Raw genomic sequence first — 11,752 nt, 5'->3', positions numbered from 1 at the left:
AACAGACCGTAGGGCGCGCGGGGACTGACGGACAGCCTCGATTCAGCCGACGACCAGCCGCGCCGTACGGTGGGCGAGTTCGGTGATCCGTACGCCGTCGAAGCCGAACACCGCGCTGCGCACCGTGTCCTCGAGCGGCTCGGTCCACTGCCGTCCGATCCCGCCTGCCCCGCACAGCACACCGGCCACCGAGCCCGCCGTCGCGCCGTTGGAGTCGGTGTCCAGGCCGCCGCGTACGGTGAGCGTGATGGTCCGGGTGAAGTCGCCGTCGCCGTACAGCAGTCCGGCCGTGATGACGGCGGCGTTCGGAACGGCGTGGATCCAGCCGAGCCGGCCCGTCTCCTCGTCCATCGCGGTGAGCGTGTCCTCCCAGGCGGCCCCGGCCGCGTGGAGGGCGAGGGTGTGGCGGACCGTACGGGCGAGGCGGCTGCTCGCGGGTACGCGCTCCAGCGCCGCCTCCAGGGCGGCGCGCGGCCCGGACGCGGTGAACGCGGCGGCGATCAGGGCGGCCGCCCACATCGCGCCGTACACACCGTTGCCGGTGTGCGAGAGCACCGCGTCGCGGCGGGCCAGCGCGGCGGCGCGGTGCGGATCGCCCGGGTTGGTCCAGCCGAAGATGTCGGCGCGGATGAGGGCGCCAATCCACTCCTGGTACGGGTTCTCGAAGGTGGCGGTCAGCGGCGGCCGCAGCCCGTTCGCGAGATTCCGGTACGCCGCGCGCTCGGCGGTGAACGTCTGTAGATACGGCAGGCGCAGCAGCCACAGTTCGCCGACCTCCTCGGTGGTGAAAGCGAAGCCGTGGGTCTCCAGCAGGTGCAGACCGAGGATCGCGTAATCGACGTCGTCGTCCCGGCAGCTGCCGCTGATCCGCCCGCGCACGCAGTGCCGCCATTCCGGCCGCAGTTCGAAACCGTCCGTGGCGGCCGGGGGCTCGGGCAGGTAGTCCGTGAGGGGGAGCGCGCCGGTCAGCCGCAGATAGCGGTCGATGCGCGCCCGCGTCCAGTAGTCGCCGCGCTCCACGGGCTTGCCGAGCATGTTGCCGGCGATTCTGCCCAGCCAGCCGCCGAGGATCCGGTCGGCCGTGTGCGTGCTGTGTGGCGTCATGCGTCGGGTCTACCCGCTTCCCGTGGTCGAGTATGGGAGATTTATGCGGTTTTCATCGATATGCGAGAGAGGCGGTGCGGGGAGCGGTCCGGTCAGGTCGGTGCGCATGACGACCCACTATGGGCGCCAAAAGATGACAAGTCGGGTTGGCACGCCGTTCAGGGGGCCGGGCCACGCCGGACGCCCGTGGCAGGCGGCCCTTCCTGCGGATAAGGTCGGGGCGGCGCGACTGCCTGTTCGAAAGCAAGGGATAGCAAGGTGACGGACGGAGCAGTAACTGAGACCGCCCGCGTGCTCGTCGCGGCGGACAAGTTCAAGGGCTCGCTCACGGCCGTGCAGGTCGCGGAGCGGGTGACGGCCGGGCTGCGGCGGGTCGTCCCCGACGTTGTCGTCGAGGCTCTGCCCGTCGCCGACGGCGGCGACGGCACGGTGGCCGCGGCGGTCGCGGCCGGGTTCGAACGCCGGGAGGTACGGGTCACCGGACCGCTCGGCGAGCAGCTCACGGCGGCGTTCGCGCTGCGCGACGGTACCGCCGTGGTCGAAATGGCGGAGGCTTCCGGCCTCCAGCACCTCCCCGACGGCGTGTTCGCGCCGCTCACCGCGACGACGTACGGCTCGGGCGAACTGCTGCGCGCCGCACTCGACGCGGGCGCCCGCACGATCGTCTTCGGCGTCGGCGGCAGCGCCACCACCGACGGCGGCGCGGGCATGCTGGCCGCACTCGGCGCACGCTTCCTGGACGCGTCGGGCGAGCCCGTCGGTCCCGGCGGCGGCGCGCTGCGCGACCTGGCGACCGCCGACCTGTCCGGCCTGGACCCGCGGCTGGCCGACGTGGACCTCGTCCTCGCCAGCGACGTCGACAACCCGCTGACCGGCCCGAAGGGCGCGGCGGCGGTCTACGGTCCCCAGAAGGGTGCCACAGACGAGGACGTGGCCACGCTCGACGCGGCGCTCGCTCACTACGCGTCCGTGCTCGGGCCGCAGTACGCGGACTCGCCCGGCGCGGGCGCGGCGGGCGGCATCGGGTACGGCGCGCTGATCGCGCTGGGCGCGAGCTTCCGGCCCGGCATCGAGGTCATGCTCGACGTGCTCGGCTTCGCCGAGGCGCTGTCCCGGGCGACCCTCGTCATCACCGGTGAGGGCTCCCTCGACGCGCAGACCCTGCACGGCAAGGCCCCCGCGGGTGTGGCGGCGGCGGCGCGGGCGAAGAACGTAGAGGTCATCGCGGTCTGCGGCCGGCTCGCCCTGCGCCCGGAGGTCCTCGGCGGGGCGGGCATCCGCCGCGCCTACGCCCTGGCCGACCTGGAGCCGGACCCGGCCAGGTCGATGGCGGAGGCGGGCCCGCTGCTGGAACGCGTGGCGGAGAACATCGCCCGCGACTTCCTGACCTGACCTGACCTGACGTGCGGGGGCGGGGCGGGCGGGCCCTGCGGGGCGGGGCAAGCCCCGCAGGGCCCGCCCGCCCCGCCGCGCCGCGCCTCACGCCGCCCCCGACAGCCGGAACGCGTCCAGAGCCAGCGTCATCTCGATCAGGTCCCGGGGCCGCGACAGCGAACGGGACGTCAACTGCTCAAGCCGCCGCAGCCGGTTGAACACCGTATTGCGGTGGCAGTAGAGCCGCCCCGCCGTCCGTCCCGCCGACCCCTCGCACGCCAGCCAGGCGTCCAGCGTCTCCAGCAGCACCACCCGGTCCGCCGGGTCCAGTCCCATCAGGTTGCCGAACACGTCCGCCACCAGCCGCTCCGCCAGCTCGGGCTGGCTGACCACCAGGGCCGTCGGCATCCGCTCGTCGAGCCGTACGATCCCGGTGGCGTCGGGCGCGCAGGTCCGAAGCGCCAGGTCCGCCAGCCGCCGGGCGCGGCCCAGACCGGCCAGCCCCTCCACCACCGGGCTGATCCCACCCGGCCCGGGACAGCGCGCCGCGAGCAGCTCCGACAGGTCGGCCAGCGTCGTCTCCTCGCCCAGCGAGACGACCCCCACCTCGCAGTCCGTACGCATCCGCCAGATGAACCGCATCCCCGCGCCCTGGATCCGCCGGTGGAAGGGCTCCCGCCCGTCCCGCCGCTCCAGCCGCAGTACCACCACCGCGTACCTGCCCTGCTCCGGAAGATCGAGACCGGCCGCCGCGCGGGCCGCGAGGCCGGCGGACTCCTTGCCCTCCAGCAGCGCGTCGAGCAGCGCCTGGAGCCGTTCGTCCGTACGGTGGCGCAGCTCGGCCTCGGTCGCCCGGTACGACTCCGACGCGGTCGCCGTCTCCGCGTCCACCGCCGCGAACACCGTCGTGGCGGCCCGCATCAGCACCGCCAGCTTCTCCGGATCGCCGCCCTCCGGGCCCTCGGCACTCTCCAGCAGTGCGTCCCAGATCAGGTAGCCCGCCTGCCGGTAGGAGTGCACCAGCAGCTCCAGCGGAAATCCCTGCTGGGCCCGGCGGCGGCCCGTCCACTCCGCGTACTCCAGATCGCGGCGCGGCTGCGTCCTCGGCGCGGAGATCGCCTCGATGCCGATCCGCATCGCCTTCTCGGTCTCCTGCCAGTGCTGGTCCTGCGACAGGACCCGTGCGTACAGCGGCGAGTGCGCGTGCAGCTCGCGCAGATGCTGATCGACCAGTTCCGGCAGCCGGTCGAGCAGCGCCGTACATGCCTCGGTCAGTACCGCCCAGTCGTGCCCCGTCCGTGCTCTGCGGCCACTCATGGGCCGGAGCGTGTCACGAGGAGGGGCCGCCCGGCACCCCCCTGACAGGCAGTGTTGTGCGCGTGCACAACCGGCCGTCCGTGCGGCTGGTCACCGGCAGCGGTTCTGCCGCCACCCGTGGACGCGCGTGCCCCGCCGGTGTTGAGGTGAGCGCCACCGAACGGCCCGAGGAAGGGGTGCCATGGCTGGCGCCGCATTGGAAATACGGGATCTGTCGGCGGGATACGGACCCGTACGGGCGCTGCGGCACGTGTCGCTGACGCTGCCCGAGGGGGCCGTGGTCGCCGTACTGGGCAGCAACGGAGCGGGCAAGTCCACGCTCCTGCGGGCCATCTCGCGCACACTGTCGTTCCACGGCGGAGCGGTCACCGGGGGCAGCGTCGCCCTCGGCGGCCTGCCGCTGACCGGCCTTACACCCGACCGGGTGGTGGCCGCCGGGCTGTGCCAGGTGCCCGAAGGGCGCCAGGTGTTCGCGCGGATGACCGTCGCCGACAACCTGCGCGCCGGGGCGCTCGGTGCCACCGGCAACCGCGCCGCCCAGACCGCCGCCCTGCGGCGGGTCCACGAACTGTTCCCGGTACTGGCCGAACGCGCCGGACAGCGCGCCGGCCTGCTCTCCGGCGGCGAGCAGCAGATGCTCGCCGTCGCCAGGGCCCTGATGGCCGGACCCAGGATGCTCCTGCTGGACGAGCCGTCGCTCGGGCTCGCCCCGCTGATGGCGCAGCGGATCGCCGAGACGATCACCGAGATCAACGCGCAGGGCACGGCCGTACTGCTCGTCGAGCAGAACGCCGCCATCGCCCTGCGACTCGCCTCGCACGCGTACGTCCTCGACGTCGGCGAGGTCGTGCTCTCCGGTCCCGCCGACGAGCTCGCCGCCTCCGACGAGGTACGCCGCCGCTACCTCGGCGTCGTCGACGAGGAGGCCGCGGCCGACGCCTCCGCGGCCGTCACGGCCCACCGCACCCTCAGCGTCTGGGAGGGCCGATGACCACCGGCGACGCGACCCTCGAAGTGCGGGACCTGACGGTACGGTTCGCCGGCCTGACCGCACTGGACGCGGTCGGCTTCACCGTACGGCCCGCGACCGTCCACGCCGTCATCGGACCCAACGGCGCCGGCAAGTCCACCTGCTTCAACGTCCTTTCGGGCGTGTACCGGGCCACCTCCGGCAGCGTCCGCTTCGGCGGTGAGGAGCTGACCGGCCTGCCGCCCCACCGCATCGCGGACCTCGGCATCGCCAGGACCTTCCAGAACCTCGCCCTGCCGCCCGGCGCCACCGTCGAGGACAGCCTGATGCTCGGCCGCCACCGGCTCACCCGCACGGGCTTCGTCGCGGCGGGGCTGAAACTGCCGTCCGCCGTACGGGAGGAGGCGAGGCACCGCGAACGCGTACGGGAGATCGCCGCGTTCGTCGGCCTGGAGGACCAGCTCGCCCGGCCCGCCGGCGCCCTGCCGTACGGACAGCAGAAGCTCGCCGAACTGGCCCGCGCCCTGTGCATGGAGCCGAAACTGCTGCTCCTCGACGAGCCGGTCGCCGGGATGACCGCCGGCGAGCGCCGGGACACCGCCGCCATCGTCGCGGGCGTACGGGACAGCCTCGGCATCTCCGTCGTGCTCGTCGAGCACGACATGGGGGTGGTGATGCGGCTCGCCGACTCCGTGACCGTCCTCGACTTCGGGCGCCTGATCGCCGACGGGACGCCCGCGTCCGTCCAGTCCGACCCCGCCGTCGTCCGCGCCTACCTGGGAGAGGAGGCCACCTCATGACCACCTTCGCCGAGCTGCTCCTCAACGGGATCTCGATCGGTTCCGTCTACGCCCTGATCGCCCTCGGCTTCGTGGTGATCTTCCGCGCCACCGAGGTCGTCAACTTCGCCCACGCCTCACTGCTGCTCGCCGGCGGTTACGTCACCGCCGTACTGCACGACGACATCGGCTTCTGGCTCGCCCTGCTCGCCGGGATCGGCGGCGCCGCCGCCGTAGGCGCCGGGGTCGAGTTCCTCGTGATGCGCCGCTACCGGGGCTCCAACCACAGCGTGCTGGCCATCGTCACCATCGGCGTCGACATCCTCCTGACCACCGAACTCACCCGGCGCATCGGCACCGACGTGCTCGCCCTGGGCGACCCCTGGGGTGACTCGGTGCTCACGTTCGGCGGCGTGACCGTGGCACACACCCGGATCGCCGCGTTCGTCGCCGCGGGCCTGCTCATCACGGTCTTCCTGCTCGCCTTCCGCTTCACCTCCTGGGGCGTGGCCATGCGCGCCGCCGCCGAGAACTCCGAGACCGCCGCACTGATGGGCGTACGCCTGGGCCGGGTCTCGCTCGGCGCCTGGGCGGTGGCGGGCGGACTCGCCGCCGTCGCCGCGCTCTTCCTGACCGTCTTCCCGACCCCGGGACTCGAACGCTCCACCTCGCTCGCCGCGATGAAGGCGTTTCCCGCCGCGATCCTCGGCGGGCTCGACTCCACCACCGGCGCGCTCGTCGGCGGCTTCCTCGTCGGCATCACCGAGTCGCTCGCCACCGGCTACCAGAGCGATCTGACCTTCCTCGGCCGCGGCATCGGCGACCTGGCGCCGTACCTCGTGATGGTCGCCGTCCTGCTGGTCCGCCCGGCCGGCCTCTTCGGTACGAAGGAGCTGGCCCGTGTCTGATCCGATCAAGCGGCTGCGCCGCCCGGCGCTGTGGACCGCCGGAGCGGTCCTGCTCCTCGCGCTGCCCTTCTACCTCGACCGCTTCTGGCTCCAGGCCGGACTCTTCGCGATGGCCGCCGCCATCGGCGCCATCGGCCTCAACCTGCTGACCGGCTCGACCGGCCAGCTCTCCATGGGCCACGCCTTCTTCCTCGCCGTCGGGGCGTACGGCTACTGCGTCTTCGCCGGGGACTCCACCGGCACGCTCACCGGCCTGAACCTCCCCAGCTGGCTCGCGGCCGTACTGGCCGTGGCGCTCGCCGGGGTCGCCGGCGGCCTCTTCAGCCCCATCGCCGGGCGCCTCCAGGGCGCGTACCTCGGCATCGCCACCCTCGCGCTGATCTTCATCGGCCAGCACGTGCTCTTCAACGCCCACGGCCTGACCGGCGGCTTCAACGGCCGCGACGTCCCCCCGCTCAGCCTCTTCGGCATCACCTTCGACGAATCCGAGCTCCTGGTGGCCGCCGTGCCCTTCGGCAGCGCCGAGAAGCTCTGGTACGTCGCCCTGCTCGCCCTCGCCGGCTGCGCGCTCTTCGCCCGCGGCGTGCTGCGCGGGCGCCCCGGACGGGCCATGAACGCCATCCGCGACCACCGCATCGCAGCGGGGGTCATGGGGGTCCCGGTGGCACGCTACCGGGCCGGGGTGTTCGTCCTGTCCTCCATGTACGCGGGCCTGGCGGGCGTCCTGCTCGCGCTCGTCTTCCAGCGGACCGTGCCGGAGTACTTCGGCATGATCCTGTCCCTCGAATACCTCGCCATGATCGTCATCGGCGGTCTCGGCTCGGTCGCGGGAGCGGTGGTGGGAGCCGTCTTCGTCTCCCTGCTGCCCCAGCTCCTCACCCGGTACAGCGACGCCCTGCCCCTCGTCTCCGCCCCCGGTACGGGCGGGGTCGCACCGGGTGAGGCGTCCCGGTACCTCTACGGCGCCGCCGTTGTCGCGGTGGTGCTCTTCCTGCCGGGCGGCCTGGTGCGGCCGGTCTTCCGGCGTCGCAGGACAACAACCTCAGAGGAGTCACCATGACCACCCGTCATCAGGTCACCAGAACCACCGCCGCCGCCCTCGCGGCCCTGCTCGCGCTCACGGCGGCCGGATGCAGCTCCAAGGCCAAGGACAGCGGCAAGAGCGAAGGCAAGCCGGACGCCGGCGGCGTCAAGACCGGCCAGGGCGTCACAGACAAGACGATCAAGCTCGGCGTGCTGACCGACATGACCGGTGTCTACGCGTCGCTCGGCAAGAGCGTCACCCAGGCCCAGCAGCTGTACGTGAAGCAGACCAACGCCGACGGCGGCATCTGCGGCCGGAAGATCGAACTGATGGTGCGCGACCACGGCTACGACCCGCAGAAGGCAGTCTCCGGCTACACCGAGCTGTCGCCGCAGGTCCTCGGCTTCGCCCAGTTCATCGGCTCGCCGTTCGTCGCGGCCGTCAAGCAGCGCGTCGACGGCCAGGACAAGGGCCTCGTGATCCCGCAGGCGTGGTCCGCGTCCCTGCTGGGCAGCCCGTACATCCGCGTCATAGGCAACACGTACGACGTGGAGACGATCAACGCCGTCGACTTCCTGCTGAAGGACAAGGGCCTCAAGAAGGGCGACAAGATCGGCCACGTGTACTTCGAGGGCGACTACGGCGAGAACGCCCTGGCCGGAGCCAAGTACGCCGCGGAGAAGGCCGGGCTCACGGTCGTCGAGCAGAAGATCAAGCCGACCGACAACGACATGACCGCGCAGGTCGCCGCGCTCAAGAAGGCCGGGGTCAAGGGCGTCGTCATCAGTGCGGGACCGCGCCAGGCGGCCTCGTTCGTCGGTGTCGCGGCGGCGGTCAAGCTCCAGGCGCCGGTCATCGGCAACAACTCGGCGTTCTCGCCGCAGCTGCTCGCCACCCAGGCCGGACCCGCGCTGACGAAGAACTACTACGTGGCCTCGCCCACGCAGCCCATCGGCACGGACTCGGCCGACGCGAAGAAGCTCGTCGCCGCCTACAAGGCGGCGTACCCCTCCGCGGCGCTCGACAACGGCGTGGTGGCCGGCTGGACGGCCGCCTCGGTCTTCGGTGAGGCGCTGAAGAAGGCGTGTACGTCGAAGGACCTGACGCGGGAGGGCGTCGGCAAGGCCCTGCTGACCATCAACGCGTACGACTCGGGCTTCGGCACCACGCACGACTTCACCGACCCGAAGGCGCCGTCCTCGCGCGAGACGGTCATCCTGCGGCCGGACAAGAACGCCACCGGCGGCATGAAGGTGGTGCGCGAGGCGAAGATGTCGCAGGCCGCCGAGAGCTTCACCGTGGGCGGCTGACAGCGGCCCGCTGACGGGCCGCACACCAGGAAACGACCGAGGGCCCCGGGGATGTACCCCGGGGCCCTCGGTCGTACGTACGCCGGGACGCCTACGGCAGCTGCGCCGCACGCGCCTCGCGCCGGTTGTCGCGGAACGTGTTCACGCGCCGCGCCGTCGCGAAGAGCGGGATGACCGCGCCCATGACGACCTGGAGCGCACAGCCGGTCGCGAGCAGCACCTGGCCGCCGGGGGCGTCGAACGCCCAGGCCGCCAGCAGCCCCATCGCGCCCACGATCCAGGCGAGCATGGCCACCGCGAGGACACCCCGCGGTTTCGGGTACTCGACCCGGCTGACCATCAGCCACGCGACGCCGATGATGGCGAGCAGCGTGGGGATGAAGGGCAGCTCCAGCAGCACGATCGAGACCACCGTCAGCGCGCCGAAGGGGCTCGGCATGCCCTGGAACATGCCGTCCTTCAGCGTCACACAGGAGAATCTGGCGAGTCGCAGGACCACCGCCAGCAGGACCACGATCGCCGCCAGCGCGGAAACCCGCTGGTGGGCGTCGTCCGCGACCATTCCGTACACGAGCACGAAGTAGGCCGGGGCGAGGCCGAAGCTGATCAGGTCGGAGAGGTTGTCCAGCTCCGCGCCCATGGGCGAGCTGCGGAGCTTGCGCGCCACCAGCCCGTCGCAGAGGTCGAAGATCGCCGCGAGGAGCATCAGGATCACGGCGGTCGCGGCGCTGTGCCGCGCCATGCCGGTCTCCTGGCTGCCCTGGAGGTGCGGGATGAGGATTCCGGTGGTGGTGAAGTACACCGCCATGAATCCGCACGTCGCGTTGCCGAGGGTGAGCGTGTCCGCTATTGACAGCCGCAGAGAGAGCGGCATGTCCTCGGCGTCGGTCTCTTCCTCGGCCTCGGGCACCCAGCCGGCCTGTGTCTCCGGATCAGTCACGGTCAATTCGAGTCACCCCCGCGGTGGTGACCTGACCGACCTCGACATCGACCTCGACACCCTCGGGGAGGTAGATGTCGACGCGCGAGCCGAAGCGGATCAGTCCGATGCGCTCGCCCTGCTCGACCTTCGTGCCCTGGGGGACGTATGGGACGATGCGGCGCGCCACGGCGCCGGCGATCTGGATCATCTCGATGTCACCGAGCTCGGTGTCGAAGTGCCAGACAACGCGCTCGTTGTTCTCGCTCTCCTTGTTGAACGCCGGTACGAACCCGCCGGGGATGTGCTCGACCGACGTCACCGTGCCCGCGAGGGGGGCACGGTTGACGTGGACGTTCAGCGGGCTCATGAAGATCGCGACGCGGGTACGTCCGTCCTTCCACGGCATGATGCTCTGCACCACTCCGTCGGCCGGGGAGATGACCCGGCCCTGAGTGATCTCGCGCTCGGGGTCGCGGAAGAACCACAGCATGCCCGCCGCGAGCGCGGTGGTGGGCACGGCGACGGCAGCCCAGCGGCCGGACTTGCGGGCCCGGGCGAGGCTGATCGCCGCGGTGGCGACGGTCGGCAGAAGCCACGGCGATGCTCCGCGAGCAAGGCGTCCCTTGAGGAGGCCGTCGCGTGGTGCAGAGGTTTGGCTGTGGGGCATGGATGACCTTCGTAGCGGATGATGCCGCGCTGGCAACAGGGGGACGGCGGCTTATCGGCGATGGTAGCGGTTGCGGGGCGCAACTGGGCAAGCCAGAAGCCGAGTCGACGGCCTGAAGCCGATAACAGGGTGTGATCTTTTTCGCGGTCATTTCCCCACGAAAAGGGCAATCAGCCCTGGAACCGGTACTCTTCGAGGAGTCGCCGACCAATGATCATTTTCTGGATCTCGGCGGTACCTTCACCGATGAGCAGCATCGGCGCCTCACGGTAGAGACGCTCGATCTCGTACTCCTTCGAGAACCCGTAGCCGCCATGGATACGGAAGGCGTCCTCGACGACCTCCTTGCAGTATTCGGAGGCGAGGTACTTCGCCATCCCTGCCTCTAGGTCGTTTCGTTCCCCGGAGTCCTTTTTGCGCGCTGCGTTCACCATCATCGCATGGGCGGCCTCGACCTTGGTAGCCATGTCGGCCAGCTTGAACTGAATGGCCTGATGCTGAGCGATCGGCTTTCCGAAAGTATGACGTTGCTGGGCATACGAGACACCCAGTTCGAACGCACGCTGCGCCACACCGCAACCACGCGCCGCCACATTGACGCGGCCGACCTCGACGCCGTCCATCATTTGGTAAAATCCTCGGCCGGTTGTCCCACCGAGTACACGATTGGCCGGAATGCGCAGGCCGTCCATGATCAGTTCGGTGGTGTCGACGCCCTTGTAACCCATCTTGTCGATCTTCCCGGGGATCGTCAGCCCCGGACGCACCTCGCCGAAGCCGGGCTCCTTCTCCACCAGGAAGGTCGTCATCTGCTTGTGCGGGGCCGTGCCCTCGGGGAGACCCTCGTCACTGCGGCACAGGACGGCGACGAGCGTGGACGAGCCGCCGTTCGTCAGCCACATCTTCTGGCCGTTGAGGACGTACTCGTCGCCGTCCTTCACGCCCTTCGACGTGATCGCCGACACGTCCGAGCCGAGCGCCGGCTCCGACATCGAGAACGCGCCCCGGACCTCGCCCAGCGCCATGCGCGGCAGGAACGTGTCCTTCTGCTCCTGGGTGCCGTGCTGCTTGAGCATGTACGCCACGATGAAGTGGGTGTTGATGATCCCGGAGACGCTCATCCAGCCACGAGCTATCTCCTCGACGCACAGCGCGTACGTGAGAAGGGACTCACCCAGGCCGCCGTACTCCTCGGGGATCATCAGCCCGAAGAGTCCGAGCTCCTTGAGGCCCTCGACGATCTCCGTCGGGTACTCGTCACGGTGCTCGAGCTCGGTCGCGACAGGAATGATCTCCTTGTCGACGAAGTTCCTGACCGTGGCCAGGATCTCCTGCTGGATGTCGGTCAGACCGGCGGTCTGGGCGAGACGGGCCATG

General features: G+C 70.9%; 11 protein-coding genes. 6 read left to right on the top strand and 5 right to left on the bottom strand.

Annotation, left to right across the window (positions count from 1 at the left end; genetic code table 11):
• Positions 1-42 precede the first annotated feature (42 nt).
• On the bottom strand, positions 43-1,104 hold the full coding sequence (locus tag AS594_RS06905) for an ADP-ribosylglycohydrolase family protein (protein ID WP_069926188.1): 1,062 nt from the start codon (positions 1,102-1,104) through the stop codon (positions 43-45).
• A 258-nt stretch (positions 1,105-1,362) separates the two neighbouring features.
• Here AS594_RS06905 and AS594_RS06900 point away from each other — a divergent pair, with 258 nt between their 5' ends.
• On the top strand, positions 1,363-2,496 hold the full coding sequence (locus tag AS594_RS06900) for a glycerate kinase (protein WP_069926187.1): 1,134 nt from the start codon (positions 1,363-1,365) through the stop codon (positions 2,494-2,496).
• A gap of 87 nt (positions 2,497-2,583) precedes the next feature.
• On the opposite strand, the gene AS594_RS06895 is transcribed toward AS594_RS06900, so the two are convergent.
• Positions 2,584-3,795 (bottom strand): PucR family transcriptional regulator, encoded by a 1,212-nt coding sequence (locus AS594_RS06895; protein WP_069926186.1) that lies wholly within the window; start codon positions 3,793-3,795, stop codon positions 2,584-2,586.
• Between the two features lie 181 nt (positions 3,796-3,976).
• Here AS594_RS06895 and AS594_RS06890 point away from each other — a divergent pair, with 181 nt between their 5' ends.
• Genes AS594_RS06890 through AS594_RS06870 form a run of 5 tightly spaced genes read left to right on the top strand, consistent with a single transcriptional unit; the run spans position 3,977 to position 8,786 of the window.
• Positions 3,977-4,786 carry an ABC transporter ATP-binding protein gene (locus tag AS594_RS06890; RefSeq protein WP_069926185.1) on the top strand — a complete coding sequence of 270 codons (810 nt, stop codon included), beginning with the start codon at positions 3,977-3,979 and terminating at the stop codon, positions 4,784-4,786.
• Positions 4,783-5,565 (top strand): ABC transporter ATP-binding protein, encoded by a 783-nt coding sequence (locus AS594_RS06885; protein WP_069926184.1) that lies wholly within the window; start codon positions 4,783-4,785, stop codon positions 5,563-5,565. Before AS594_RS06890 ends, AS594_RS06885 begins: the two co-directional genes overlap by 4 nt.
• A complete protein-coding gene (locus AS594_RS06880) occupies positions 5,562-6,452 on the top strand; it encodes a branched-chain amino acid ABC transporter permease (RefSeq protein WP_069926183.1) in 891 nt (296 codons plus the stop codon). Before AS594_RS06885 ends, AS594_RS06880 begins: the two co-directional genes overlap by 4 nt.
• Entirely contained in the window at positions 6,445-7,512 is a 1,068-nt protein-coding gene (locus AS594_RS06875; RefSeq protein ID WP_069926182.1) for a branched-chain amino acid ABC transporter permease, read from the top strand. Before AS594_RS06880 ends, AS594_RS06875 begins: the two co-directional genes overlap by 8 nt.
• Positions 7,509-8,786, top strand: a complete 1,278-nt coding sequence (locus tag AS594_RS06870) for an ABC transporter substrate-binding protein (protein ID WP_069926181.1) — start codon at positions 7,509-7,511, stop codon at positions 8,784-8,786. The genes AS594_RS06875 and AS594_RS06870 overlap by 4 nt, the downstream gene beginning before the upstream one ends.
• A gap of 91 nt (positions 8,787-8,877) precedes the next feature.
• Here AS594_RS06870 and pssA read toward each other — a convergent pair whose 3' ends face one another.
• The 3 genes from pssA to AS594_RS06855 all read right to left on the bottom strand — a co-directional run bounded on the left by pssA (position 8,878) and on the right by AS594_RS06855 (position 11,751).
• Positions 8,878-9,696, bottom strand: a complete 819-nt coding sequence (gene pssA, locus AS594_RS06865; protein ID WP_070344032.1) for a CDP-diacylglycerol--serine O-phosphatidyltransferase — start codon at positions 9,694-9,696, stop codon at positions 8,878-8,880.
• Between the two features lie 22 nt (positions 9,697-9,718).
• On the bottom strand, positions 9,719-10,375 hold the full coding sequence (locus AS594_RS06860) for a phosphatidylserine decarboxylase (protein ID WP_069926179.1): 657 nt from the start codon (positions 10,373-10,375) through the stop codon (positions 9,719-9,721).
• Between the two features lie 170 nt (positions 10,376-10,545).
• On the bottom strand, positions 10,546-11,751 hold the full coding sequence (locus AS594_RS06855; protein WP_069926178.1) for an acyl-CoA dehydrogenase family protein: 1,206 nt from the start codon (positions 11,749-11,751) through the stop codon (positions 10,546-10,548).
• Position 11,752 lies beyond the last annotated feature (1 nt).

The sequence above is a fragment of the Streptomyces agglomeratus genome (assembly GCF_001746415.1).
Taxonomy (GTDB): Bacteria; Actinomycetota; Actinomycetes; order Streptomycetales; family Streptomycetaceae; genus Streptomyces; species Streptomyces agglomeratus.
This window is presented reverse-complemented; position numbering and strand designations above follow the sequence as displayed.

What these genes read in the sequence shown, in the direction of transcription:
- AS594_RS06870 (WP_069926181.1), top strand. Translation starts at nt 7,509, where the DNA reads ATGACCACCCGTCATCAGGTCACCAGAACCACCGCCGCCGCCCTCGCG.
- AS594_RS06880 (WP_069926183.1), top strand. Translation starts at nt 5,562, where the DNA reads ATGACCACCTTCGCCGAGCTGCTCCTCAACGGGATCTCGATCGGTTCC.
- AS594_RS06885 (WP_069926184.1), top strand. Translation starts at nt 4,783, where the DNA reads ATGACCACCGGCGACGCGACCCTCGAAGTGCGGGACCTGACGGTACGG.
- AS594_RS06890 (WP_069926185.1), top strand. Translation starts at nt 3,977, where the DNA reads ATGGCTGGCGCCGCATTGGAAATACGGGATCTGTCGGCGGGATACGGA.
- AS594_RS06895 (WP_069926186.1), bottom strand. Translation starts at nt 3,795, where the DNA reads ATGAGTGGCCGCAGAGCACGGACGGGGCACGACTGGGCGGTACTGACC.
- AS594_RS06860 (WP_069926179.1), bottom strand. Translation starts at nt 10,375, where the DNA reads ATGCCCCACAGCCAAACCTCTGCACCACGCGACGGCCTCCTCAAGGGA.
- AS594_RS06855 (WP_069926178.1), bottom strand. Translation starts at nt 11,751, where the DNA reads ATGGCCCGTCTCGCCCAGACCGCCGGTCTGACCGACATCCAGCAGGAG.
- AS594_RS06905 (WP_069926188.1), bottom strand. Translation starts at nt 1,104, where the DNA reads ATGACGCCACACAGCACGCACACGGCCGACCGGATCCTCGGCGGCTGG.